The organism is Trichocoleus sp. DQ-A3, from assembly GCF_039961975.1.
Classification (GTDB): domain Bacteria; phylum Cyanobacteriota; class Cyanobacteriia; order Cyanobacteriales; family FACHB-T130; genus FACHB-T130.
Map to the genome: position 1 here is coordinate 503239 of NZ_JAMPKC010000003.1, position 24278 is coordinate 527516.

Consider the following 24278-nt stretch of genomic DNA (forward strand, 5'->3'; position numbering starts at 1 on the left):
GTCTGAACTGCTACAAGAACAGAAGAGAGGAATTCACCACTTTTCCCCTATTTTCAGAATATGCAAGTTAAACGTGCAACAGCTTATAAATTCTCAGATTTGGCGTCTGGTTGTCTAGTTTCTGGCTTCAGACTTGAGTGCTGTCAAAAGACTGAGGCAAGGTGAGCGTGAAGCAGGTTTCGCAAGCGTGAGTATCTTCAGTAGAACAACTAGAGACAGCGATCGCACCATTGAGGTGCTGTACTAAAGACTTTACCAGAGCTAGGCCCAACCCAGTGCCTTGAATTGCTTGTTCGGTGATGCCTTTACCCCGGCGGAATTTATCAAAGATATACCCCATTTCTGCTGGCGAGATGCCAGGACCATTGTTGCTCAAGTAAAGAACAATCTGATTCCCTTGCGGATTAATCTCGTGAGTAGCACGCAAATGAACGGTAGAATCTGGCTCAGAATATTTGCCAGCATTGGTCAAAAGTTCATGCAGTATGCGATTGAGGCTATCCGCGTCAGTCTGAAGCATTAGCGATCGCTTGGGGAACTCTACGGCTAGCGTTAATCCTTTATCCACCCATTTCTGCTCAAACGGCTCAACTAACTCTTGAATAACCTGCTTGAGGTCTATCTTTTGCAGATGAATTGAAGATTTCTTCGACTCCAGTTTCTGGAGAGCGAGCAAGTCCGCGATCAAATCAATTTCTCGAGTACACTGCTCGTCCAGCATTTGCAGATACTTAGCACGACTTTCTGGCGACTGTTCGGCTTGACGTAACATCCGAATCGCTAGCTTCATCGTGGTGAGCGGTGTGTTCAACTCATGGCTCAGGTTGCTGATGAATTCATCCTTCACTTGATTGAGTTGCCGCAACTGATCGAGTTGTTGGCGAGTTTTTTCGTACAACTTTGCCTGCACTTCCATACTGCCTTGCAGCTGGGCGGTACGCTCCTCGACAAGAGCTTGCACTTGGCGTAATGATTGCGTTTGAATGATTGCCGTACTCGCCTGAGCGCTGACTAATTTTACTAACTCTAATTCCTCGGATTGCCAGGAACGAGGCTGATGATGCTGTAGCACCAGGAACCCTAACACGGTACCTTGGCTTTCCAGGGGAACCATCAGCAGAGCAGGCATGGCTTCTTTAAACAGGTCGGAGGATTGGCTGGCAGAGGTGTCTGCTGGGTTGCTGGTAGCGAGATCCGCTTGATTCGCGATCGCCAATAGCTCAGGTGACTGCATGAAGACCTGTTGGCACCAGTGACACTCCGAGAGCGCAAAAGAATGGTTTAACCAAGAAGGTGAAACAGAAGCGGTTGTTTCTTTAATTGCTGCTTGTTCGCTGTTGCTTTGGGAAGACCATTCGCAAACCACCGTAACTTTCGCTTTAGGAATCTGCTTTAAAGAACGGTTTTTCAACGGGGGAGCGACGTATTTCAGCAGAAGAATAAAGCCACGGTGAACTTGGAAAGCTTGAGCTGTACCGGCAAGCGCGAGTTGGAGAATCTGATTCACGTCTTTGCCTGCTCGAATTGCCAAGGTCAGCTGGTTGATCAGGATTTGGTATTGGGCGGCGATCCGCACCTGTCGCTGGAGTTGGACTTGAGAAATTGCGATCGCAACTGAGTCTGACACAGCTTTCAGCAATTCTTTTTCAATCTCTGTCCAATCGCCGGGTTGCGATCGCCCGACGACAATCACCCCATTTGCTGAAGATTGAAATTGGGTTTGAATTCCCAGCACGGCACGTACCGGATCTTCCCAGGCACGTCCAGTTTCAATTGCCTGAGTATCCGAAATCGCTACAGGTTGGCGATCGCTTAGGATCTCTTCTAGCACGGCATTTTCTTGCATCCATCCTTTCGAGGACAGAGGACGCACGCTCTTAAACTCAACGGTTCCCGCCTCCGCCACGTTGGATGTTTTGTTAGACCCTGAAAATGCCTCTGCATACCAAAAAGCAGCCTGTGGCGTCGCCTGATGGCTCGCGATCGCTTTTATAAAACAAGCGTCTGCCTGCAAACTCCTTCCCACCACCTCCGCAATTTTGGGCAATACCGCTTCCGCAGCTGAGCTTGTCAGAAGGATTTGAGTAATCTGTTGCCCTAAGTGAATGCAGCGATCGCTGGGGTAATGCATGAGTGCGCCCTTGTATTCCTCTATAAAACCCGGTTCAACTGGACTGGGCATCGGTGAAGTGAGAGGCTCTACCATCAGGGTTGCATCTGTTTGCAGCTCTTTGACAGCCGCCAGCTCTTCCTGAGCCGCTTTACTAACGCTAGCGTGCCGCTTTGCGACCAACTCTTGGGACATCCGCGTTGCGATCGCAGTGGCTGCATCCATATCCGCTTGTGCATCATTCATCTTAGCCGAGCTTCATTATGAGGACATCAAGGCAGGGGTTAAAAGACACTCTGCTGGATAGAGGGAGAGGCGTTGGCACGGCAGCAATAAAAACAGTCGTTTGTCGGGAGCAATCCGCTGTCAATCTTTTACAACCATGACTGGGGCAACCAGATTTCACCCTCACTCTTCTATAGACTAGGGTTCCCAGATTTTTTAGATTTCTACCAGTTCAAATGCCTAATTTCTAGAAGTGGTAACCAGTACCTCTGTGGGTAAACGTTTCAACGACTCAGCCTGCCCCAGTATTTTTTCTTCCATCTGCACGCGCGACTCTTGCGTCACCTGACCAGACATGGCAGCTTGTTGTAGGCTCATAAAAGCTTTCAGATCCTCTGAGCCATATTTGCCTTGGAGCATCTCCCGGAGCAGATCTTCTGCTTCCACTGTCAAAAAACCAGTACTGAGAGCTTGTTGAACCACTTCTCGAATTAGAATCATCGTGCACCTCCTAGACGACTTGCTCAGCAAGGTCAGTATCCAATTTATCCAGTTGCCATCAGGTGACGCTAATCTTTCTGTCTAAGTGACCCTGCCGGCAATGACTTTATGATGTATACATCCTGATTCTTGTGATTTCCAGTTAGGGCTTTTGTGATTGAAATCACTGAAATGTCTACTAAAACCTGAATGTCAAATTGGCTTTTTCTTAAATAAAGCTCAATGGCAGACTTGCTCTAAATCACAGTGACGTAACTTCTTTTCTCCCCTTCCTCCGTAAGCGTTTCATCCCTAAAACAAGAGGAGTCAGGAGAAGTTGGCGTAGCGCTAGCGCAGTCTTGCCAGTCTAATGTCAGGTAGTCGGCAGAAAAACCATTGGAGCAACGCGAAGCTCATTTTTTGAAGAAAACGGGTTTCTCAGTAAAGAAGTGATTTTCAGCGGTTTTGCTAGGGAACAACAATGTTTGATGTTTAAGAACGCCTTTTTTTTGCTTCCTGCTGGGCAATTTCACTCTTTTTCCGATAAGATTCCACCCGATCCTGAGCCGTTCCGTAACGACTATCAGAGGGGGGTACAGCAGCCATTAAATCGGAAGCTTGTTGCCATTTAGCCGCCAAATCCAACCACTGAGCAGAAGTCTGAGCATTTCTCCCCGCAATTGACGTTTGTTCCGCCAGTCGCACCGCGTCTGCAAAAGGATCTGACGAAGGCAATGCAGTTGTTTGGGTGCTTGATGCTACAGGAGCTGAAGAGGTTGCTGGCGCTGTCGTCTTTGGGGAAGAGTTTGGCGCAGAAGCTGGCGTCCGAGTAATCGTAAATGGCCCTAGCCAATCATAAAGTGCCCAGCCTACCAGCAGTAAAAGTAACGATAAGCTGGCACCGCCCACAATACCACGCCAGAATTGGCGTTTTTCCCGTACAAACCGGGAGGACGGCTGGGGGAATGGTGGCTGACTTTTTTTGGCAGGTTTCCGTCCCTTGAAATCTTCTCCTAAACGTCGAAAAACATTCGGCTTGGCAAGGGTAATTTCTTCAGCCCAAAGTAACTGACTCTCCGGATCTCGATGAATTTCTTCTAGCCAGAGTAATTGTTGCTCTCGGACAATCCGACTGTTGATATTGACTCGACGAATATTTCGCGGTGAAATTGATTCCAGAATCTGCCGAATGCGCTGTACCAGGCTAGATTGTTCGAGTTGATCTGGCGTAGCTGCCTCACACAAAAGCTGCAAGACACCATCGGCAAAAATGGCTCTAGTTCTGACACCAGCCTCTGCCAGCTTGTCATTGAGTATTTGAATAATCGCCGCCACGCTCCCCTGGCGAGCTTGTTTGGCGATATCATCCATCGGATCAACCATTTTGTTTGAGTAAATGATGCCGGTAGTTCAACCTGACTTTTTTTATTTAAGAGTATCAGTCTTTTTGTTTAAGAGACTCTGTCAGAGTAGTATAATTGACCGGCAACTGCGATCGCTCCTTTTTTGCTCTTAGTTTCATGAAGCAGCGCAGACGATTGCCAAGGGTCTTGCTGTGGCAAGATGTCCCTGTCAGAAGATATTTTTTCTACATTGAGCGGAAGATTCGCTTACGAAGCTTTGTTAAGGCGCTTGGGAGGCACGCAAGCACCTCCCATCGCGAGATGCTATCTGTCGCAGAGCAGCCAGTCGCGCTCTTGAATGATAAAGTGAAATAGCTAAACAGAAGATTGGAAAAACCGGGAACTGAATCATGGGCGCATTGATTCGCGGCGCAATTTTTGTTTTGGATGACAACATTGATACCGATCAAATTATCCCAGCTGAATACCTAACTCTGGTTCCTTCCAAGCCTGACGAGTACGAAAAATTGGGCAGTTATGCCTTGATTGGATTGCCGGATCGTTATGGAAAGTTTGTGGCTTCTGGAGAAATCAAGACCCAGTATCCCATCATTATTGCTGGGGAAAACTTTGGTTGCGGTTCTTCACGGGAACATGCACCGATTGCTTTGGGTGCTAGCGGCGTTAAAGCGGTGGTGGCTCAGTCTTATGCTCGGATCTTTTTCCGCAATTGTGCGGCTACTGGGGAACTTTACCCTTGGGAATCCTCTGAGCGGTTGTGCGATGAATTTGAAACGGGACAGGACGTTTCAATTGATTTTGAACAAAATCAGCTGATTAACCATAGCTTAGGTAGAACTTATTCTCTCCAGCCATTGGGTGATGTAGGCCCAGTGATTGATGCAGGGGGAATTTTCGCTTATGCTCGGCAAACGGGAATGATTCCTACCCGGTAGCGATCGCAACATTTTGAGTGTTGAATTTTGAGTTTAATCTTCCAACACTCAAAACTTTTGAATCTAAGCGCGATCGCTTTTACAATTCTTTAAAATAGTTATTAATGTCTGTAAGCCAAAAACTATTGACGACTATGCTCCTAAAGTGTACAACCCGCCACATCCGCATCTATACCGCTGAAGTGAAGAACAACGAACTCGTCGAGAGTGACAATGTATTGACCCTAGATGTCGATCCAGATAATGAATTTAATTGGAACGAAGACGCTCTGCAACAGGTTTATGGCAAATTCGATGAGATGGTTGAAGCTTACAACGGTGCAGATTTAACAGAATATAATCTGCGTCGTATCGGTTCCGACTTGGAACATTTCCTGAGAAGCCTGCTACAGCAGGGGCAAATTAGTTACAACCTGAGTAGCCGCGTTCTCAATTACAGCATGGGACTGCCTCAGGTTAGCACTCAATCGGCTGAGTAATTCTTTTTTAGTTGTTAGAAAAGTTGAGTTTAATATCAGAAAACTTTCTAACAACTAATTACTGGTCACTACAGATAATTTACCGCCAAATCCGATTCCCATTTTCATCAACGCGAGCTTGGCGAATCACATCAGAGATTTCCTCGGCATCCTTAACATGGTGTAATGCCTTCTTTTCTCCGTCCGGCTCTTCCACTTCAAAGTAAGTAGGAACAACGATATGGTCGCCGGTAATATCTGGCGCATCTACCGCAATTTGCTGGGCTTTTTCTTCAACGGTTTCGGGTTTATCGGAAATTCTATCGCCCGGATTAGTAGTTCTATTGGTTGTATCTTTGGGTGGGTTTTCCATATAACTCCTAAAGATTTGAATCTTAATGTTACTAATATTAGATTAGAGAAATGGGTGTGCGATCGCCTCTTTCTGTGGGTGTAAGTCAGCGCTCTGTCTGTTTCTGCATAGATGAGGGATTTTGCGGAGTTGGGTTGATAACGCTACCATCCAAAGACTGAGCATTTGCAGCAACTTGGGATTTAGCCGCTCGTTTCTGCTCCAAAAATTGCTTAAGAGCAATGCGGCGATTTTCTAAGAAGCGGCTCCAAAACCCTGGAAGAAAATGATCCATCGTTTCAGCCAGCGCCCAAGTTTCCAAATTTACCATCTTGGAACGCAGGCGGTGAGACTCCTCTAAAGAGTCAATTAATTGCTTAATTTCTGCACTAGCAGGTGAATTAAGCTCTGCAAATGGTGGATCTGTAGCAGTATAAGCTTCGGACTTGGGCATGGCAATTGGGGAAAGTGGCAGTACACAGAGCAAATTGGAACAACAATCCTTGATTGGCGAAACCGGAGAACCTGCAAAGGGCACAATGCGGTATCAAAGCAGGACAACAAATGTAAACCCTCGACTCCCCATTTCTACCAAGAAAGGGGAGGATTTCGCCCCTCGCTCGTGAGGAGTTGAAAGAGGAGTTAAACTGCCCCGGTTGAAGTTTGGTAGCCGGAGTGATTTTACCCAACGTTTAAAAAAGCATCGCCTAGTCTGATTCAAATTTAACGCGAAGTGTCAGTTTCTCAAGCACGAGAAGACCCTTAACCGCTAAACTCTGGAAATAGAAACTTGATTATTTTTTACCTCTAGTGTATAAAAAAGACCCCGAAAGCCCTTGGACGTATAAACCTTGGTGGTGTCAGCCTTGGTCTATTTTGCTGACAACTATTACCGTCATCACTGCCTCTTGGACACTAACCAAAACAATTTGGATAACAGCTGGCGTCTCGATTCCCATTCTTGTGTGGATGTCATACTTTTTGCTACTCTGGCCTCGACTAATGCGGCGTTATTATCAGCAAACAGAAAATTCTGTAAGTGAAGAATGAGTTTTATTGACCGATCGCAAATCTATTGAGTGTCAGAGGCTACAATCCAGATTAACGCTCAGATTTGGCGAATTGAGAAAGAGCTACCTTTCTCAGTAGCTTCTGGTAACAGCAAGTCAAATCACAACAGGCTGATGGGAGCGCATAACCTTCATGAACAATTCTGCGGCAACGCTTTACTGCTCGAATCTCAATTGTCAGGCTCCTAATCCCCAGAGCCATAACTTTTGTCAGAAATGCCGCACGCCGCTGCTCAAACGGTACTTGTGGGCAGTTGGTGAAGGGATAGAGGCTTACAAAGCTGGGGATCTGATTGCTGAGCGATATTTGCTGAAAAGCGATCGCATCATTTTAGATACCAAACCGGCTTTGTCTCCGGAAATGTTGCCGGAGATATCCAATAGCCTTATGCCCTATCTCAAGCTGTCTCCCTATCAGCTGCACGTTCCCCAACTATACGGACTTCTGACACCAACAGAAGGGCAGCGTAACGCCGAAACTTGGCTGCTAGAGCAGGTACCGATTTACAGCTGCGGGAACGGGGAAGGCACCCTCATGCCAGAACTAACCAGCGTCTGGAAAAACGCCTCGGCAATGCGCCAACTGACTTGGCTATGGCAGATGGCAAATTTGTGGGAACCCCTGCAAATCAATCATGTAGGGTCGAGTTTGTTGACACCAGCGCTGCTGCGAGTAGAAGGTTCCATCCTTCGGTTATTGATATTGCAGGCGGATCGAAGTTCCCCGGTAACGCTGCAAAACTTAGGTCAACTCTGGTCTAAATGGGTCGCCGCTTCACACCCAACCATTGGAAAATTTTTGGAACAAGTTTGTCAGCAGCTCAACCAAGGAGCCGTACAGACGGCAGAGCAGCTGGTGAGGCTGTTGGATGAGGCAATGGAAACCATCGGGCGATCATCGCAATCTTGCACCTATCAAATTGTCACCCGCAGCGATACAGGGCCAACTCGTCGGCAAAATGAGGATGCCTGCTATCCCCCCAGTCCAAGCAGTACCAATCCCTCCCTTCCCTTGGCAATAGTCTGCGACGGTATTGGGGGACATGAAGGCGGGGAAGTCGCCTCCCATCTGGCAATTGCAACTATCCAAGAGCGAGTACAGAATCTGCTGGCGAATCCAGCCAATCCTTTAAATCCGACCGCTCTTACCCTAGAATTGGAAAACTTTGCCTGTGCTGCCAATGATGTTATCAGCCAGCGCAACGACACGGAACAGCGGCTCGACCGGCAACGCATGGGCACTACGTTGGTGATGGCGTTAGCCCACGCTCATGAAATGTATATCACTCATGTGGGAGATAGTCGAGCTTACTGGATTACTCGCACGGGGTGTCGGCAGATCACCCTAGATGATGATATTGCTTCGCGGGAGGTGCGGCTCGGATACGCCCTCTACCGGGATGCAGTGGAACAATCCGGCGCTGGCTCTCTCGTTCAGGCGTTGGGTATGAGTTCATCAGCAACCCTGCACCCCTCCGTACAGCGCTTTGTTTTAGATGAAGACGGTGTTTTTCTTCTCTGTTCGGATGGTCTGAGTGACAATGACCGAGTAGAGCAATACTGGGAAACAGAGATTCTGCCAATCCTAGAAGGTCAGATTGATTTGTCAACCGCCGGAACCCGGCTGATTGAAATTGGCAACACCAAAAACGGGCACGACAACGTTACGGTAGCCCTGGTCTACTGCCAAGTGGCATCAGCTCAAACTGGGCAACAGGTCACAGCACTACAGATGGGAGCCATTCCACCCGCAGCTCCAACTCCGGCTCCAGCGGCTTCGGTGCGCTCTCAATCTGCATCTGCTTCCAGAATCAAAACCAAGATCATTTCACCGCAGTCTACTACTAGGAGTCCTTTGCCGCTCCTTCTGGTGCTGCTTCTGTTAGCAGGTGTCAGCGGAGCGATCGCTTATTGGTTGATTCCAGAAGTCCAAGACAGGGTCAAGCCTCTAATCGGGCTGACACCCCCCTCTAGCCCTAGTCCTGAACCATCCGCAGCCAGTTCATCTCCATCGGCAGAACCTGTCGTGACTCCTTCCACCTCTGTGCCCTCTTTAGAGGCTGGCTTGCTGCTCCAAACCACCCGTTCCACAACCAAGAACGTTCAGGGAAAAGAAGTTCCTGTTTTGCTGCGACGTGGTGCCCAGGCACCCCAAAACCAATCTGTAGTCGGGTTAGTTTTAGATGGGAGTATTTTGCAAGTCAGCTCCATCCAACGAAATCAAGACCCTGACAGCTGGCTACAGGTAAAAGTTTGCTCAACGCTCCCTACATCCAATCCGCAGCTTCCCCCTGAACAAGTTAATTCCAGCACCCCAAACCCAAGAGCCATCCCTGAAGTGACCTATCGCCCAATAAAACCAGGAGAAATTGGCTGGATTCGAGAATCCGACGTTTTACCTGTAATTAATCCAAATTTCGCACCAACATCGGCTAATTTGGGCGAATGTGCCATTGGGGCTGCTTCTCCAACACCTACCGTCACTTCGTCCCCCTCTAAATAGCAATTAGTTGCTAGCCTTTAATTGTTAGGACTTCGGTTTTTGTCAGGGTTAGGTGTTTTTGGGTAGTTGCTAGTTGGGAGTCATTCGTCAATTGGTAAAGATGCGATGAATCGCGTCTCTAGGTCAGTTGTCTTTTGCTGCCAGTGACGACTGCCAGAGACTTGCCACCCATTACTCACGATTCACTGCCCAAAAACGATTGATAGTGAATCGCTAAAGCTAAAATATCTCTTCAATAACCTTGTTTACCCTATTTGAGGTGATAAGAGCGAGTGAAGAATATTCGGTGAGTATTCCCCTGTTGTTCGGGTAGACTGATAAAAAACCTCGTATAGTGCTAGGTTTAAGGTTAATGTCTTTAGAATGTCCCAGTCTGAGAATCCCTGCCTCAGTTTAGCCATCAATCGGCTCTCCAAAACTTCCCTTGGGGCAGAACATTTTGCCATTTGGGTGATGAAAGCACCCTGTCCGGGTGGTCACGTTCTGCATGACTGTACGTGGCCTGAAATGTTGACCCAAAAGTGGCTGGCATGGCAGGAAATGTTTTCCCCACGGGGACTCCCTGATGTTCCGCTGGTACATCAGGCAAACCCTCCCGCCTTGACAGTGCCACTCGACGCCCTGAATGTCAACGGTCAAGCACTTCCGTATACGGCTCGTTTGATGCAAGATTTAGGGATTAGCCTCTGGAAGTGGTTATTTGACGGGGAAATTCAAAATAGTTTCGCTCAAAGTCAGGGAATTGCAATTGGGCAAAAAAAACGTCTGCGGCTGCGCTTAGAAATTCGAGACCCAGACTTAATTCCTGTGCCTTGGGAAATTATGCAGCCCGAACCAGGGAAACAAGCGATTTCTCTATCACAACAACTATTGTTTAGTCGTACCAGCAATGCGGTTGATCCGCTTCCACCCCAGCGCTTAGAGCAGGCTCTAAACATCCTGTTGGTACTGGGACACGATACAGAAAGCGAAGTCGCTCCCAGCTTGCAGCTGGAACAAGAAGCGGAGGCGCTGGCTAATATTTTGGAACGCTGCGGACGACCAGACTTACACCCAGATGGCGAACATACTGGTGCAACAGTCCTGTGCCAGGTAGATACGCTTTTACAACCTACAAAAGCAGAATTGATTTCACGCCTGGAAACAGAAAATTACAACATCTTGTTCTATGCCGGTCATGGCATCCCAGCAGCGGATGGTGGATTACTGTTTTTGCGACCTGATGCCAGGATCAATGGCACGGAGTTAGCCCAGGTTTTGGTTCGCTGTCAAGTGACGCTAGCGGTGTTTAATGCTTGTTGGGGCGCTCAACCAGAGCGGCACAACCAACAAAGTTTGCCGCGCAGCAGTTTGGCAGAGGTATTAATTCATCACGGTGTTCCAGCAGTTTTGGGAATGCGCGACTCGATTGCCGACGAGGAGGCTCTGTCGTTTATTCAGGCTTTTGCACAAGCTCTGGCAGCACGGATGCCTATAGATGAGGCGGTGGCGGTAGCAAGGCAAAAGTTGTTGACGCTTTACAAGTTCAACCAACCTGCCTGGACTTTGCCGGTTCTGTATATGCACCCAGATTTTGAGGGTGAGTTGATTCGACCAATTGGCGAGGAAGTGACGATACTGCCGGTGGATGTGAAGTCATCCGGGCACGATTTATCTACTCCCTCTGCCTATCTTCGTCCGTTAGGAGTAACCAGCAAAGTTTCGCCAATTAGTGGCACGAGTTTGCGAGTGGGGCGTAATCCTAAGGGAAACGACTTGGTGATTGAAAAACAGGAAGTTTCTCGGCAGCACGCTGAAATTATTTGCGATGCTCTCCCAGACGGTAAACTTACTTACTTTCTAAAAGATAAATCTCGTTACGGCACGTTCATTTTAAGACCGAGTGGATGGCAGAAAGTCTATCATCCGGAAGTGCCTTTGCAATCGGGAGACCAGATAAAGTTTGGGAGTATGCAGGGTCAAACTTGGGAGTTCATTATTCAAGATAGTACGAAGTGCTAGGGCATGGTAAAAGCGATCGCCCTACAGAATACTGAGTGCTAAATAATATTTACGGAACTCGCCAAAGTGCCGCTGTAGCTACCCCTGCCAAGAACGGTATATCAATACACAGGAGCATCATGATGGCAAGGAAATCAATCGAAGGATTTTATGAGAATTCTCTTTCTCAAGTGCAAGCAGAACTACTAGAGGCACTCCTCCAGCCTGAAGAAGCTCCCTATCCCTGGAATCCAGCCGATCCAAATGTGGAAGCCTATTGGACAGAGCTGGAACAAGGATTTGAACTTGAGGGATGGTTAGATGAAGAAATTAGTAGGGGGTCGCAAGCACTCTATGCAAAGTTCGATGAATGCTGGGCAAATACAAATGTGGCAGTTGCGCCGACAGCAGCGATCGCAGTTACATCTAGTTTAAGCGAGCGGTTTGCTGCCCGCGTTCCCCAAGCTTGGCTGGATGCGATCGCTCACAAAGCCCAACAGGTTGTATCAAGCCCTCTGTCAATCGCGGATCAGATGGTACAGTGCGTTCAAGAGCTGCTGCCGGAATGGGGAGAAGATGTGTTGCAGGTATGGGCGCGTCCTTTGGCTTCCGCCATGCGAGGCTCGGAAGCTGAAATTGCCCGCCCAGTTGAGTGGGATGAGTTATCGGAGAGCGAACGGGCACGGTTGAGTTTAGCAGTTGCCCGGTATGCGCTCAGACAATTCAACGACCTTAACCCTTCAGCACAAAATAAGTCCCCTGAGTAGACACTTTATCGGATTTATTCTCTGCGTAATATCGAGCGTGATTTTGGTTGTGATTGGCGTTTAAGAATAATCCCAAAGAGTCTCAAACAGGGAATCAGGAAGGTGTACTTCGATTCCTGGCTGCCTTATAGTGCAGATCGACGCCAACACATCGATGATGGCATTTTGCCAACAGTTCATTTAATCAGTCATTCTAGAGGCTCCTATGGACGACGTGGGAGAGGATTGGAGGGTTGTTAACGAGGGTCTGCTTATCAGTAGACCCGTCCCCTCTGTATAGATATCGGTCAAATTCTGGTTTTTATGCAAGAACTAGAATTTTTGTTACAAAACATCATTATTTTTTTCTGACCCTGGCAGGCGATCGCTTCCACTTGGTTAAGGATCATCCTACTCCGGTACAATAATTCCCTATTACTGAATCCCTGGAAAGGATACACACCAATCGTTAGAGGTATTCTCGATCTGTTGTTAGAGTAGTTGACACTTGGCGAAGTCAGGCGTTTGAAAAATTTGCTTGCCCTTTGTAAAATACCCCCACTTCGGGAAGTCAACAGCACTTCTTCCTGCTGGCATAGCTAGTTGTTCCTAAGTGAGTAAGCAACTGCAAGATTGAGTATCTCTTAGGATATTCTCATTCGACAGAATGGCTAGCTAAAATAAGGTAGGGGATCGTAATTGTGCAAATATCTCTTGCTATACCAAGTAATGAGAGTCCCCTCGATAACATCCCTATTTAGTGGGATTTATTTAATTGTTCTGCCCGTAAAAGCAGGGGTTGATCTGCTTTTCACCACTGCATTTTTTTCTCTGACCAATAGTTAAGCGCAGTTGAAAAAAGCAATCTTACTTTACATTAAAATTAGAAGAGATATTTATTTATTGAAAAAAAGTTGACCTAAAAGCCGAGAATTTAACACCCCATGCATCTCAGATTCTCTCAAAATATCAAGTCTCTTCTAGAGAAGTTAGCGAATAAACCGTTAACTTTAGCGGATGTTCTGGCAGAAACTTCTGAAAGGGGCTTTAGTTTAGTTATTGCATTACTTGTTTTGCCGTTTCTGTTTCCGATGCCACCCGGATTTACAGTGATATTGGGTAGCGGCAGCTTGATATTAGCGTTGCAAATGGCTTTAGGGCAACGTTTTCCTTGGCTACCCAAAAGAATTCGCCAGTTCAGATTTCCCCGCTGGTTTGCCCAGCAACTTTTAAAAAATCTGCAACGAGTCACAGGAGTGCTAGAGAAAGTGACTCGTCCCCGGTTACGCTGGATCGCAGAAAATCCTCAAATTTGGCAATTAAACGGGCTTTGTATTGCATGGCTGTCTGTGTTGCTGATGTTACCCATCCCTTTTACGAATCCGATTCCAACAATTGGGATTTTGCTACTCGTCATTGCCATGCTAGAAGCCGATGGTTTGCTGATGTGTTTCAGTTATGGATTAACTGCTGCGATTACTTTGTTGTTTGCAGTGGCTGCTGGGACGTTGTGGCAAGCGTTAAGTTCGATGCTGCAAAGCTTGTTTCAGTAAATTCTATAATTTAGAGCTTTCTCGTTCTTCGGGGTTACAAGATAGAAGTGTAAAGGCGCATATCTTGATACCTCTAGAATGATTATTTTTCACTATCTCAATTAGGATGTAGGCACCCAGCATTACTTTGTTAAGCTGTATTAAGTAATGCTCAGCTCATGCTCAGAACTCCACAGATGCGCTTGTTGATGCCGAATTTGTCCTATACACCGCCTTGGTTGCTGAGAAATGGTCTGTCAATGACCTTATATACTGCTTTGCAGGCGGGTCGCGAGTGGGAGAAGACGACTGTAGATCCGGAGCCAAGTTACCAGGAGACAACTTTTACAGGTGCCGGAGACGTGCCGATTTATGGATGGGTTGCTATCCCCGATCGCCCTCACGGTACGATTGTGGGGACTTATGGCATTACCGGCGATTTAGAGAATCAATGGTTTCTGAGACTGTTGGGGCGCAAGGCATTTGCACAAGGTTATGCAGTGGTGCTATTTGATTGGCGTGCCCACGGGAAAACCGCTCAGTTGTCTCCGACCTTGACTTCTGATGGCTTGTACGAGGGAGAAGATTTCGTCTACATTGCTGCCCAAGCTAAAGCGATGGGTTGTCCTGCACCGTTCTGGTTTACGGGGTACTCGTTAGGAGGGCAACTAGCACTATGGGCGGTGAAAGCGTCACAGGAGTTGTTAACGGGGAGAAGCCAGGAACTAGAGTTGCAAGAAAGGGAGATTGGGGGGGCTGCGGTGATTTGTCCCAGCCTGGATTCCAACCGTTCCCTATCTTATTTGGTGAAACACCCGTTGGGTAAGTATTTAGAACAAGCGATCGCGCGAGAATTGAAAAGACTGGCTTGGCGCGTTCATCATGTTCATCCTGAAGCAATCGATCCCGCAGCCATTGAGCGGGCTAACAGCATTTGGGGCTTTGACAATGAGTTGGTAATCGGGCGATTGGGCTTTCCATCTGTCGAAGCGTATTATGACGCTAGCAGTGCCCTACACCTGTTGCCTCACCTGAAAAAACCGACTCTAATTCTGTACGCCGCTGACGATCCGATGTTTGACCCTTCAATTGTGCCTGAGTTGCAAGCGTCTAGCGATCGCAATCCTGACATTACTTTAGTACTGACGCAATATGGCGGTCATGTTGGGTACATCAGTAGTCAGGAATGTCAGCGTCAAACCGGAGATCCCGATCCCTGGTGGGCGTGGAATCGAATTTTAGAATGGTGCAAGGAAATTAAAAATTAAAAATGCAAAATGTAAGACTTGCCATTTTACATTCTTAATTTTTAATTGCACTACTAACTATGGCGGGGCAGTAAAACGGGTGGCAAAATTTGAATTTCGCGTTGGAGATAAAGCCCGCGCTTTGAGAATTGCTGCGGTCAAAAAGGCATAGGAAATGATTCCCACCACCGCCAACAACAAGCCGCTGACAGCGCCTGTAGCGTTCCACAACGCATGGAGTCCTGATGCTGTCAGATAACCAATCAGCAAAATTGTCCAGCGCTTCTTGGGTTTTAGGGCACTCAGCCCAATGAAATAGCCTAGATAGCCGCTGTAAGCCATGTGTCCTGCCACCGATCCTAAAATTCGGGGAATCAGGAGTTGCAATCCCACCAATTCTCCAGCACCTTCTCCAGCTTGTAGTGTCACATTTTGGATAATCTGGGGGATGTATTGACCCAGTGTTTCCAAAAGCGTGAAGCCAACGGCTGAGGCGGTTCCCAGCAGGATTCCATCTAAGGGTTCCCAGACGCCAATGCGATCGCGCAGGGGAGAGCGAAATCCCCGCCCAATTAAATACAATCCCAGCACTGGCAACGCCTTGAGCAACTCCTCCATCAATCCTGCTCCGAAAAACATTCGGATCAACAAACCGGGAAAGTCGATCAAACTCACCTGTTCCGAACCTCGGAGTACTGCTTCTACGTCTCCGGGCAAAACACGGCGAAAAACATAGATGAAAGCCAGCAAGACAGGACTCACCAAAATCAAAGCGGTTGTGACCGCTGAACCCAGGAGTACCCACCAAGGCTTATGCTTGCCGCAAAGTTGGTAGACAAAGTAATAAGCTGCCCAAGCGAGATAAGCTGCCAGTAACAGATTGAATACCACCGACTCACCGACAGCGGCAAACATCAAGACCACAAATCCGACTGTGACCATCCCCGGTACTAGATAAGCTTTTTTCGTTAAATCTCGTCCGGTGGAAAAAATCGGAAATAACTGGGTAAATGTCACTCCTTCCGGCTGGGATGGCTGCACTGGTGCGAATGGCTGAGACGACAGTTGAGTTCTGATCGAGGGAGTTTGAAACTCAAAAATAAACTCTGTGCCGTTTTGTCCCAACTCAATGCGATCGCCTGCGTGCAAAATTTGACATCCCTGTAGGCGTCTCCCGTTCACGTAGGTACCATTGGCACTGTTGAGATCGCAAATTTGCCAATTGGGTGCTACTCCCGACTGAGTAAGGGGACGGATTGCCGCATGACGCCTGGATACAACACCATGTTGGTTAGAATCCAACACAATTTGACAACTGGGTTCGCGCCCAATCACGACCTCCCGATCGAGCGGAAGCAAGTATGGGGGCAGCGGCGTACCAGCAGCACCAGTAGAAAGCAGCCGGAGAAACCCACTTGTGTAGCTCTGGCCTGTCATTTTAGTAGATTGCGAGAAAGCGATTAGCGATAGCTTAGCAATTAGTGGGGAGTTGTAGAGGCTGGGATTGACCCCCTCTGTCCGGCTAAAAGCTAACAACTCAGCACATCATTACAAAAAACCCTATCAGAAGAAACCCGATTTCTTTAAGAAACCGGGTCTCAAGCTTTGGTAGGTGATTTTTGTTGATTTCTATCACCCTGATTCAATGCTATTTATTGGTGAGAGTTGGCTTCCCGAACTGCGGCATAGAACAGAAATCCTACGAGAGGAATACTGGCAGCCAGGATGATCCCTGTAGGCAAGTTGCCCAAGTCGGGGTTTCCAGAAGCGAGTTCAAAAATAGAGCCAACGGCAGCGATCGCTGCTACGCAAGAACCGAGCAAAAATACACCACTTTTCGGGGTCATCATGGGCGGTGATATCCTTAAGCTACTGGCTTGACAGCTTGAGCAGAGAAGCCATGCTTTTTCAGCTCCTCATTCAAAGCGATCGCATTTTCCACCCGATCCACAAACAGCACGCCATTGAGGTGATCCATCTCGTGTTGAATAGCGCGGGAGAGGAGTCCAGTCGCCTTCATGGTGCGGGGGCGTCCCTGTTCGTCTTTAAAAGCCACTTCCACCATTTCCGGGCGCTTCACGTCGATATAAACGCCAGGAATAGAAAGACAGCCTTCTTGAAACATACACAAGTCGCGCCCGAATTTCTTGATAGTCGGGTTAATCAACACTAAAGGTTGATTAGCGGCGTTATCCGGTTCGGTGTCAATGACAATCAGCTGTTTTTGCACTGCCACTTGGGGGGCTGCCAAACCGATGCCATCTGCGCTGTACATGGTTTGCAGCATCTCCCGAATCAGCTGCCGGATTTCCTGGTCTACCTTGGCAATACGTTTAGCTGGCTGACGCAGGACGCGATCGCCCATATAGTGAATTTCTAATGGCGGTTTTTCTAACTTTTTCTTTTCGACGGCAACTTCAGTCGTCATAGCATTCTGGCTCGCAGATACAGCTTATATGTTCAATGGGTGGAGTTTTTTTATCTTAACAGTTCTCAGTTGTTGCCTCCCTTACTACTTAACTCACTTACTCTCTTCCCCAACACCTACTTTCATCAACAACGCGCCGAACGCGGTAGCATAAATTTTTCTCCCTCTGCCGCAAATTTCCCCTTCACCATTAGCACCGTCTCATCAAATGCGTGGGGAAACGCCCTGATATCTCCTGCATCCAAAAGTTCAGGGCTAAAGTATATCGTGATGTCTTCAATAGTTTGGGGTATTCTGTCGATAATTTCTTTCAATGGGTATATCTGCGTTGCCACGATATCAAAAAGGTGGAGTTGAGTCTCTTTTATCTCCATGCAAGCGATTAAATCCAAATCTTCTGCATAGTATATAGGGCGAATTCCTTCATTGAAGCAAAATACGGCTTTCTCTTTCACAATTCCAACAATATTAGAAACTGGTATCCGCGTTTCTAACAGTCTATGTAGCAATTTTAAATCCTTGTCATTATCAAAATTCAGGATTCTAAAACTATCCCTGCCGCTCTGGGAATCCCATCTAATTTTAAACACGTATTCTTCGAGTTTCCGAAAGCCGAAAGGCGTATAAAACTCCGGGTTCGGTGTTGTCAATACCAGCGTTTCATAGCGTTTATCACAATATTCCAGCACCTCCTCCATTACTTCGCGGTAGTAGCCGCGCCTACGAAATTCTGCCCGCGTGCAGACTCCATGTATTCCCCCCACTTTCACCTTTTGTCCCATAATTTGCATAGGAATTTCTAACACTCCTATATGGGTAATAGCTATGTCCTCATGGAAGCGAATAAACGGAGTTGAAGCATCTTCCCAAGCTGCACCTAATTTTCTCCCGCATTCTGTTAATTCCCCTAGTCCAGGAAATACGATTTCAACCAATTCAAATAACTTATTACTTAAACTGGAGTCAGTAGAGAATGACCGTTTAAAACGATACTGATTCATAACTTAAGCATAATTATTAACCTTTATACTACAAATACTACAACATCTTAGACTTTCAAGGCAAGCGGGAGCAGTTCGGGAGAGTAGAATCTAATCCAGCTCTAAAATCTATTCTTCAAAGAATCGAACGCCCATGCTATAAACTCTCTGATGATGCCTGTGGTTGAGGAGAAAATTCGTGTTTAAATTCCTGAGCAAACTAGACTACCTGCTGCGCGAAACCTTCCTGGGATTGCGGCGTGGAGGTTGGATGAATTGGGCGGCAATCAGTACCGTTACCGTTTTGCTGTTCCTATTCGGCATGAGTTTACAGGCATCCTGGCAGCTAGAACGCCTGCTGACTCAATTTGGGAGCCAGTTGGAAGTATCGGTATATTTAGATCCCGGAGCGCGGGTGGAACTTGTTGCCCCAATCGTGGGAAAAATGCCAGAAGTGGTCGATGTAAAAACCATTTCCAAAGAGCAAGCTTGGGAATCTTTGGTCAAAGAGCTGGGAATGTCAGAGATTGATGGTGCCACCCAGCAACTCGAAGGGAATCCTCTGGTGGATGAGCTGAAAGTCAAGGCGCGGACTTCTGAGGCAGTACCTGTCTTGGCGCAGAAGCTGAGGAAAGTACCAGGGGTAGATGACGTGCAGTATGTCGATGAGGCGGTACAACGGCTGGCTCAGCTCAATAAAGGTTTGAGCTATGTAAGTCTTACGATTACTACTGTCCTAACGATGACCGCAGTTGCAGTAATTACCACAACGATTCGCCTGATTGTGATGGCGCGACGGCGCGAAATCGAGATTATGCAACTGGTGGGAGCAACGACAGCTTGGATTTATCTACCGTTTATATTACAAGGCATTAGCTTTGGTTTAGTTGGGGCAGCGATCGCTTGGATTCTGATTAGCACTATCCAGCGTACTTTGAGCAATTTGTTATCAGCCCAACCCGATTTTATTCAATTTCTGGCGAACGGACTGCAATTAAGTCCTCTACAAGTTTTAATGTTGCCGCTGATTTTGCTTTGTTTAGGCGGTTCAGTCGGCTTAATGGGAAGTTTGTTTGCTGTCCGCCGCTTTGCCTTGCGATAGTTAGCAGTTAAAACTCAAAAATCAAGACTCAAAATTCAAAATTTTTATGGCATCACAATGGGAACGTTTGCTGCAAAATTTAGGAGAATGGCAAGGTTCATTTACCCGTCTCTCCCCCACGGGAGAATTACTGGAAGACACTCCTACAGTTGTTTCCCTGGAAGGTTTGGATAATAACCAAACGATTCGCCAAATCATTCGCCGCTTACCACCCGGTCAACCCCCCGATGAGAAAGTTCTCGAATATAGTTCTTTAGGAAAAAGCGTTCTATTTTTTGAAAATGGAGCTTTTTCCCAAGGTTCGATTCAACTCGCTCCTTTTTCCGAATTTGGAGCTGAACTCGGCTTAATTGACAGCAACCGGCGTCTGCGTCTCGTGCAGATATTTAATCGAGACAGTCAATTAGATAAAATTACTTTAATTCGAGAAAAGCTAGCTGATTCAGACGTTCCGGATCGACCGCATTTAACCCTAGACCAACTGATAGGAAAATGGCAGGGAGAAGCAGTAACAATCTATCCAGATTATCGCTCACCCGATACTTATTCCACTACACTCAAAGTTGATTATGAAGAGAGTGGAAACGTAATTCAGCAATTGAGCTTTGGCGATCGTACTTTTACCTCAACTGCAAGAATGAACGGTAACATTCTCCGCTTTGAGCAAGGTTCCCTAGCCGTTCAAGTGTTGTTCTTACCGGATGGTGCCTCTTGCAATTGTCCGCTGCAAGTAAAAACGGGTCAATCTTTTGTTCTAGAAGTAGGTTGGTTATTGAAGCCTGATTTGCGTCAGCGAATGATTCGTCGCTATAGCGATAAAGGGGAATGGATTAGCCTTACCCTAGTTACAGAGCGTAAAGTGTGACAAACAAAGTTAATCGCACAGAAGCACAGAAAAATTTTTAACTTTGCGAACCTTTGCGTGAACCTTCGCGTACCTTTGCGTTTAAAAAATAATTAAAAACTCACCTTCCCATCCTTTGAAACAGTCTCTTCAAACACTGAACCACCCGCTTCAACACGAAGTTTTCCTGTTTTCCAGCCAAGAGAAATAGAGCTATTCCCTTCAGGCGACTTGTAGAGTTCAAAATTTTCAAACCAGTTATGCTGGACGCCGTTTCGGATAAGAATTGGTAGCTCGTTCTTAGAATTATGTGTGATTTTGAGAGTATCGCCAGTTGTTCCTTTGAGCTGCACGGTGCCCGTTGCTATTAAGCTTAAATCTAGCTGAGTCTTAGTCTTTACAGCTTTTTTAAAATTCTCATAACTACCCGTCGTTTTTGCTTCGCCTACTTCTAGAGCAAAGCCAGCATATTGATTTCCTGTTGTGGTTACTTTTAATATCTTTTCATCTTGATAAAGCTGCGCTGCTTTCTTATCTTGAATTTTAACTTCAGTAGTAGAAGAATTAAGATTAATTGGATGAATGGCTAACCAAGTTTTTTCTAATTTAATAAACCAAAGCTTGTCTTCTATTTCTAATTTCGCTGTTTTAGGTAGCTGAAAGAAAAAGGATTTATCAGAAGCAGGTCGTAGCCAAAGCGCCAAGTTGCGGTATTGTCCTATTTGATCGCCTGGATTTTTCCCGGACTTCATTCTGTCGTCGCCCGTGTTAACGACAAAATAATCAACCCCTCGCTTAGAATCTTCAGCCATCAATTTGAAAGGGCCAACATCACCATCGCTAAACTCACCGGCTATACTACTCATCTGATAAGTGTTGCCAAAAAATGTAGTTTCCCAATAACCCGGTCGGTCTTCTCCTCCAGGCTTCCAATTTTCATAAACTGGTTTTGTAGCGAGTAGTTCAACCGGCTTCTTAAACTGCTTGCGAGCTAATGCCACAACTGCGAGTGGGGGACGGTAAGCGCTAGTAATGATGTGAATTGAATCATGTTCTGGTTTAGGGTTAGGCAGCGAATTATCCCCAAAATATAGCCAGAGTAAACGAGCGGCAGATGAACCATACACGACATTACTTTTGTTATAATCTCGCTTCGTTGGCCCTCCAAAACCACCATGATAATACTTCACTGCTCCCGCAGCACAAAGCCAATCAAGAGCAGCTTTACCAAGTTGTTTGACTTCCGGATCTTTCGCAAAATCGTAGAGATTCAGATATGCAGCTAGGGTATGACCGTGGTAATTTTCCGAATCCCACTCGCCCATCCCGATGTGATAAAGTGCCCAGACATATCGCTGAATTTTCTTTTTGTATAACTGGCGCACCTCTTCATTACCCGTTTCTTCCGCCATTAGATAAACCGATATCTCGCGCATCGCTCTAAGATTATCGGTATTGCGCCCGTCTACCCAGCTACCACGAACCTTTGGCCCCCAACCATCACCGCCACGACCTCTCCCATAAATCGGGTGGGGACGACCATTCGGATCTTGCTTTGTCCATTTTTTTGCCCCGTCAAACATCCGTTGTTTGTAGGCAGAATCTAGAAATTTACCGAAAAAGAAATATTTTCTAATTTGACCTTTGAGAGTAAAAGAATAGTAATAGTCAATACCGTCAGTGTGGGCGTTATCTTTGGCTTGTTTGTCTTCCTTTTCCAAAAAAGCGATCGCTTTCTCTCGGTTGCCAGCTAAAAAGTCAAACATGGCAAGAGGATAAGTTTGCTTTTCGTTTTCCCCACTGTTGTTGTTGTATTTTTTACCCGTGTAGTAGCGAATAACCTCATTCGCTCTTTGCTGAAACTCTTTTTCAAGTTCAGGTGTCCACTGGTTCTGAAACTTCGCATCGACGAGTAGCGGCTGAATCTGGACTAAACCGTTTGCATCTTTGGTAATGTATGGAGATGCAATAGGACTCGGTGTATTTGCTCTAGATAAAGAAGTGGTTTTGGTGCTGCAAGCCAATACTGCTAACAGTACGAATGCTGTCGCTGTATGACGAAAAATTGTAAGGCGTTTCATTCGCAACAGAGGGAATTCAGTTGCTTTGATTTTGGCATGAAAAATAGACGCGATCACGCTTTGGGCAAGATAAACGCGATCGCGCTTTGGTGAAGATGAATGCGATCGCACCTTGGGGGAAATAGACGTGAGGGCATTTTCCGGAAGATAAGCGCGATCGCATTCTGGGAAGAAGAGACGGGATCACTGTTCACTTACCATCAAATTTTTCTGATGTAAGCACGTTGATGATTCTCAATCATCCTTAGATAGCCATGCTCCTACGAGAGTTCCTAGTATACCAGCACTTGAAAAACCTAATATTATTGGAGCATTGGTAAGTCCAGCTATGACTACTCCAATTCCCATCGCTGATGCAGCGTTTGAAAAAACTGCTGAGACAAATTTTTTCCTAATAATCTCTTTCTGTTGCTTACTAAGTTGAGTTCTTTTTGTTATTGTCAAAGTCAACATAGACAAGTAAGCAACAAGACCGTACAACGATACTCGATCGGCTACTACTGTGAAAAATTCTGCAAGCCATTCTTTGCCATCTGGTCTTATAGAATTTTTATTATCTATTGCTACTACTGGTATTTGAGATGCTAAATCGGGATTCTGTATGCAATCTGCTATTGCTTTTCGGATAAGATCCGTTCTTTTTGCCAGCTTTGTATTATATTCAGAAGGACTAACATTATTTGAAAAAGTGAAAACAATAACAGCGTTTTCCCAAATTTCCCAACCCAAAGCATCTGAAATAATTTTTATTCCGCGCTGATCGTTGCCTGTAATTCTAGTTTCGTCGAGTCTATTAACATATAACATAAGGTCAGGATTTTTTATTTTTTGACTAATCTCTTTTATATATTTTTGGTCGTTCCCACTTCCATCGCAAAGACCAGGAGTATCAAAAATTTTAGCTTTAACACCATTCATGTCAAAATCAAATTCAGTAACTTCTGTTGTTGCTACCTCATCATCATCAACTTTACATTTTTCCTCGCCTATTAATGAATTTACGGTACTGGATTTGCCCCAGCCTGCACGACCAACAACAAAAAATACCAATCGCTGTCCGCTAAGTTCTTGCACTTTTGCTCTAAGAGCTTGAAGAAAGTTTGTGGCTAATGTATCTGTATCACTAATATTATTTCTAAGTTTGTTTAAACAACTGTGCAGCCATCCCGTACAGTGTGTAGTATCGAGATTATCAAGAATTTATTACACTACCAGATTGGTTCAAGATTTAGGACAAATCCGGGGAGAACATTTTCTTCTGAGAGCGTAGTAGGAGATTGCAGCACTTCTACTTCTTGACCTTGGCGATAAATTTCTACTTGTTTGGATTTACGGTTAATTAACAAACCCAAAACAGTGCCATTCTCTCGGTATTCTTTCATTTTCTCTTGAGCGACTTTCAAACTATCACTCGGTGAAAGTAACTCAATGACAAAATCAGGACAAAGGGGGATAAATTTCTCTTTTTGGTTAGATGTTAAAGTCTCCCAACGTTCCAATTTTAGCCAAGCTGCATCAGGTGAACGATCTGCACCATTAGGAAGTTTAAAACCTGTAGAAGAATCGAAAGCAATCCCTAAATTATTTGTATCTGCCCAATTAAATAATTGCTGCGTCAGTCTACCATTTCGATTTCCTGTTTCTCCCCCTGCGGGTGACATAATGATTAATTCTCCCGTAGCAGTGCGCTCAAACCTTAGATTTTCATTTACTTGGCAAAGCTGAAAAAATTGCTCATCTGTCAGCTTAATAATTGGATTGAAGTTGACGGTTAGGGCAGTCATACCGACATTGGGGTTTAGATTTTGGATTATTTAGCTCATGTAGAGACGCGATTAATC

General features: G+C 46.1%; 23 protein-coding genes. 10 read left to right on the forward strand and 13 right to left on the reverse strand.

Annotated features, from left to right (window positions below; genetic code table 11):
* Positions 1-127: 127 nt before the first annotated feature.
* The 3 genes from NDI44_RS08720 to NDI44_RS08730 all read right to left on the reverse strand — a co-directional run bounded on the left by NDI44_RS08720 (position 128) and on the right by NDI44_RS08730 (position 4198).
* A complete protein-coding gene (locus NDI44_RS08720) occupies positions 128-2356 on the reverse strand; it encodes a GAF domain-containing protein (protein WP_190410857.1) in 2229 nt (742 codons plus the stop codon).
* 219 nt (positions 2357-2575) lie between these two features.
* Positions 2576-2836, reverse strand: coding sequence for a hypothetical protein (locus NDI44_RS08725; protein ID WP_190410858.1), 261 nt, complete (start codon positions 2834-2836; stop codon positions 2576-2578).
* Positions 2837-3307: 471 nt separating this feature from the next.
* A complete protein-coding gene (locus tag NDI44_RS08730) occupies positions 3308-4198 on the reverse strand; it encodes a hypothetical protein (protein WP_190410859.1) in 891 nt (296 codons plus the stop codon).
* Between the two features lie 370 nt (positions 4199-4568).
* Here NDI44_RS08730 and NDI44_RS08735 point away from each other — a divergent pair, with 370 nt between their 5' ends.
* Both NDI44_RS08735 and NDI44_RS08740 read left to right on the forward strand, forming a co-directional pair.
* Positions 4569-5114, forward strand: a complete 546-nt coding sequence (locus tag NDI44_RS08735; protein ID WP_190410860.1) for a 3-isopropylmalate dehydratase — start codon at positions 4569-4571, stop codon at positions 5112-5114.
* Positions 5115-5248: 134 nt separating this feature from the next.
* Positions 5249-5593 carry an NAD(P)H-quinone oxidoreductase subunit M gene (locus tag NDI44_RS08740; RefSeq protein WP_190410861.1) on the forward strand — a complete coding sequence of 115 codons (345 nt, stop codon included), beginning with the start codon at positions 5249-5251 and terminating at the stop codon, positions 5591-5593.
* A gap of 79 nt (positions 5594-5672) precedes the next feature.
* Here the strand turns inward: NDI44_RS08740 and NDI44_RS08745 are convergent, their stop codons facing one another.
* Together NDI44_RS08745 and NDI44_RS08750 are read right to left on the reverse strand one after the other, a co-directional pair.
* A complete protein-coding gene (locus NDI44_RS08745) occupies positions 5673-5945 on the reverse strand; it encodes a hypothetical protein (protein ID WP_190410862.1) in 273 nt (90 codons plus the stop codon).
* Positions 5946-6030: 85 nt separating this feature from the next.
* Positions 6031-6378, reverse strand: coding sequence for a hypothetical protein (locus NDI44_RS08750; RefSeq protein ID WP_190410863.1), 348 nt, complete (start codon positions 6376-6378; stop codon positions 6031-6033).
* Positions 6379-6734: 356 nt separating this feature from the next.
* On the opposite strand from NDI44_RS08750, the gene NDI44_RS08755 reads away from it, so the two are divergent.
* From NDI44_RS08755 to NDI44_RS08780, 6 genes are all read left to right on the forward strand, one after another.
* The gene (locus NDI44_RS08755; protein ID WP_190410864.1) at positions 6735-6974 is read left to right on the forward strand and encodes a DUF6737 family protein; all 240 of its coding nucleotides are present in this window, start codon (positions 6735-6737) and stop codon (positions 6972-6974) included.
* 153 nt (positions 6975-7127) lie between these two features.
* Positions 7128-9497 carry a protein phosphatase 2C domain-containing protein gene (locus tag NDI44_RS08760; protein WP_190410865.1) on the forward strand — a complete coding sequence of 790 codons (2370 nt, stop codon included), beginning with the start codon at positions 7128-7130 and terminating at the stop codon, positions 9495-9497.
* 363 nt (positions 9498-9860) lie between these two features.
* Positions 9861-11498, forward strand: a complete 1638-nt coding sequence (locus tag NDI44_RS08765; protein WP_190410866.1) for a CHAT domain-containing protein — start codon at positions 9861-9863, stop codon at positions 11496-11498.
* Between the two features lie 119 nt (positions 11499-11617).
* Complete coding sequence (locus NDI44_RS08770) at positions 11618-12244, forward strand: hypothetical protein (protein ID WP_190410867.1); 627 nt, start codon at positions 11618-11620, stop codon at positions 12242-12244.
* Positions 12245-13167: 923 nt separating this feature from the next.
* Positions 13168-13776 carry an exopolysaccharide biosynthesis protein gene (locus NDI44_RS08775; protein WP_190410868.1) on the forward strand — a complete coding sequence of 203 codons (609 nt, stop codon included), beginning with the start codon at positions 13168-13170 and terminating at the stop codon, positions 13774-13776.
* A 188-nt stretch (positions 13777-13964) separates the two neighbouring features.
* Positions 13965-15023, forward strand: coding sequence for an alpha/beta fold hydrolase (locus NDI44_RS08780; RefSeq protein WP_190410930.1), 1059 nt, complete (start codon positions 13965-13967; stop codon positions 15021-15023).
* Positions 15024-15080: 57 nt separating this feature from the next.
* Here NDI44_RS08780 and NDI44_RS08785 read toward each other — a convergent pair whose 3' ends face one another.
* The 4 genes from NDI44_RS08785 to NDI44_RS08800 all read right to left on the reverse strand — a co-directional run bounded on the left by NDI44_RS08785 (position 15081) and on the right by NDI44_RS08800 (position 18431).
* On the reverse strand, positions 15081-16439 hold the full coding sequence (locus tag NDI44_RS08785) for a PrsW family glutamic-type intramembrane protease (RefSeq protein ID WP_190410869.1): 1359 nt from the start codon (positions 16437-16439) through the stop codon (positions 15081-15083).
* A 215-nt stretch (positions 16440-16654) separates the two neighbouring features.
* Positions 16655-16849, reverse strand: a complete 195-nt coding sequence (locus NDI44_RS08790; protein WP_190410931.1) for a hypothetical protein — start codon at positions 16847-16849, stop codon at positions 16655-16657.
* 17 nt (positions 16850-16866) lie between these two features.
* Positions 16867-17430, reverse strand: a complete 564-nt coding sequence (gene def / locus NDI44_RS08795; protein ID WP_190410870.1) for a peptide deformylase — start codon at positions 17428-17430, stop codon at positions 16867-16869.
* A 125-nt stretch (positions 17431-17555) separates the two neighbouring features.
* A complete protein-coding gene (locus NDI44_RS08800; RefSeq protein WP_190410871.1) occupies positions 17556-18431 on the reverse strand; it encodes a GNAT family N-acetyltransferase in 876 nt (291 codons plus the stop codon).
* 178 nt (positions 18432-18609) lie between these two features.
* Between NDI44_RS08800 and NDI44_RS08805 the strand changes: the two genes are divergently transcribed.
* Both NDI44_RS08805 and NDI44_RS08810 read left to right on the forward strand, forming a co-directional pair.
* Positions 18610-19512 carry a permease-like cell division protein FtsX gene (locus tag NDI44_RS08805; protein WP_190410872.1) on the forward strand — a complete coding sequence of 301 codons (903 nt, stop codon included), beginning with the start codon at positions 18610-18612 and terminating at the stop codon, positions 19510-19512.
* 46 nt (positions 19513-19558) lie between these two features.
* A complete protein-coding gene (locus tag NDI44_RS08810) occupies positions 19559-20377 on the forward strand; it encodes a DUF3598 family protein (protein ID WP_190410873.1) in 819 nt (272 codons plus the stop codon).
* A gap of 92 nt (positions 20378-20469) precedes the next feature.
* Here NDI44_RS08810 and NDI44_RS08815 read toward each other — a convergent pair whose 3' ends face one another.
* The 4 genes from NDI44_RS08815 to NDI44_RS08830 all read right to left on the reverse strand — a co-directional run bounded on the left by NDI44_RS08815 (position 20470) and on the right by NDI44_RS08830 (position 24221).
* The gene (locus tag NDI44_RS08815; RefSeq protein WP_190410874.1) at positions 20470-22437 is read right to left on the reverse strand and encodes a hypothetical protein; all 1968 of its coding nucleotides are present in this window, start codon (positions 22435-22437) and stop codon (positions 20470-20472) included.
* 53 nt (positions 22438-22490) lie between these two features.
* Complete coding sequence (locus NDI44_RS08820; RefSeq protein ID WP_190410875.1) at positions 22491-22631, reverse strand: hypothetical protein; 141 nt, start codon at positions 22629-22631, stop codon at positions 22491-22493.
* Between the two features lie 40 nt (positions 22632-22671).
* Positions 22672-23511: a GTPase gene (locus tag NDI44_RS08825; protein ID WP_190410876.1), complete on the reverse strand. Its 840-nt coding sequence runs from the start codon at positions 23509-23511 to the stop codon at positions 22672-22674.
* 134 nt (positions 23512-23645) lie between these two features.
* Positions 23646-24221 carry a Uma2 family endonuclease gene (locus NDI44_RS08830; protein ID WP_190410877.1) on the reverse strand — a complete coding sequence of 192 codons (576 nt, stop codon included), beginning with the start codon at positions 24219-24221 and terminating at the stop codon, positions 23646-23648.
* Between the last annotated feature and the right edge of the window lie 57 nt (positions 24222-24278).

Coding starts and splice junctions, on each gene's coding strand:
- NDI44_RS08770 (WP_190410867.1), top strand. CDS start 11,618: ATGATGGCAAGGAAATCAATCGAAGGATTTTATGAGAATTCTCTTTCT.
- NDI44_RS08815 (WP_190410874.1), bottom strand. CDS start 22,437: ATGAAACGCCTTACAATTTTTCGTCATACAGCGACAGCATTCGTACTG.
- NDI44_RS08800 (WP_190410871.1), bottom strand. CDS start 18,431: ATGAATCAGTATCGTTTTAAACGGTCATTCTCTACTGACTCCAGTTTA.
- NDI44_RS08745 (WP_190410862.1), bottom strand. CDS start 5,945: ATGGAAAACCCACCCAAAGATACAACCAATAGAACTACTAATCCGGGC.
- def (WP_190410870.1), bottom strand. CDS start 17,430: ATGACGACTGAAGTTGCCGTCGAAAAGAAAAAGTTAGAAAAACCGCCA.
- NDI44_RS08780 (WP_190410930.1), top strand. CDS start 13,965: ATGCCGAATTTGTCCTATACACCGCCTTGGTTGCTGAGAAATGGTCTG.
- NDI44_RS08720 (WP_190410857.1), bottom strand. CDS start 2,356: ATGAATGATGCACAAGCGGATATGGATGCAGCCACTGCGATCGCAACG.
- NDI44_RS08765 (WP_190410866.1), top strand. CDS start 9,861: ATGTCCCAGTCTGAGAATCCCTGCCTCAGTTTAGCCATCAATCGGCTC.
- NDI44_RS08775 (WP_190410868.1), top strand. CDS start 13,168: ATGCATCTCAGATTCTCTCAAAATATCAAGTCTCTTCTAGAGAAGTTA.
- NDI44_RS08750 (WP_190410863.1), bottom strand. CDS start 6,378: ATGCCCAAGTCCGAAGCTTATACTGCTACAGATCCACCATTTGCAGAG.
- NDI44_RS08760 (WP_190410865.1), top strand. CDS start 7,128: ATGAACAATTCTGCGGCAACGCTTTACTGCTCGAATCTCAATTGTCAG.
- NDI44_RS08790 (WP_190410931.1), bottom strand. CDS start 16,849: ATGACCCCGAAAAGTGGTGTATTTTTGCTCGGTTCTTGCGTAGCAGCG.
- NDI44_RS08810 (WP_190410873.1), top strand. CDS start 19,559: ATGGCATCACAATGGGAACGTTTGCTGCAAAATTTAGGAGAATGGCAA.
- NDI44_RS08830 (WP_190410877.1), bottom strand. CDS start 24,221: ATGACTGCCCTAACCGTCAACTTCAATCCAATTATTAAGCTGACAGAT.
- NDI44_RS08740 (WP_190410861.1), top strand. CDS start 5,249: ATGCTCCTAAAGTGTACAACCCGCCACATCCGCATCTATACCGCTGAA.
- NDI44_RS08725 (WP_190410858.1), bottom strand. CDS start 2,836: ATGATTCTAATTCGAGAAGTGGTTCAACAAGCTCTCAGTACTGGTTTT.
- NDI44_RS08730 (WP_190410859.1), bottom strand. CDS start 4,198: ATGGTTGATCCGATGGATGATATCGCCAAACAAGCTCGCCAGGGGAGC.
- NDI44_RS08735 (WP_190410860.1), top strand. CDS start 4,569: ATGGGCGCATTGATTCGCGGCGCAATTTTTGTTTTGGATGACAACATT.
- NDI44_RS08785 (WP_190410869.1), bottom strand. CDS start 16,439: ATGACAGGCCAGAGCTACACAAGTGGGTTTCTCCGGCTGCTTTCTACT.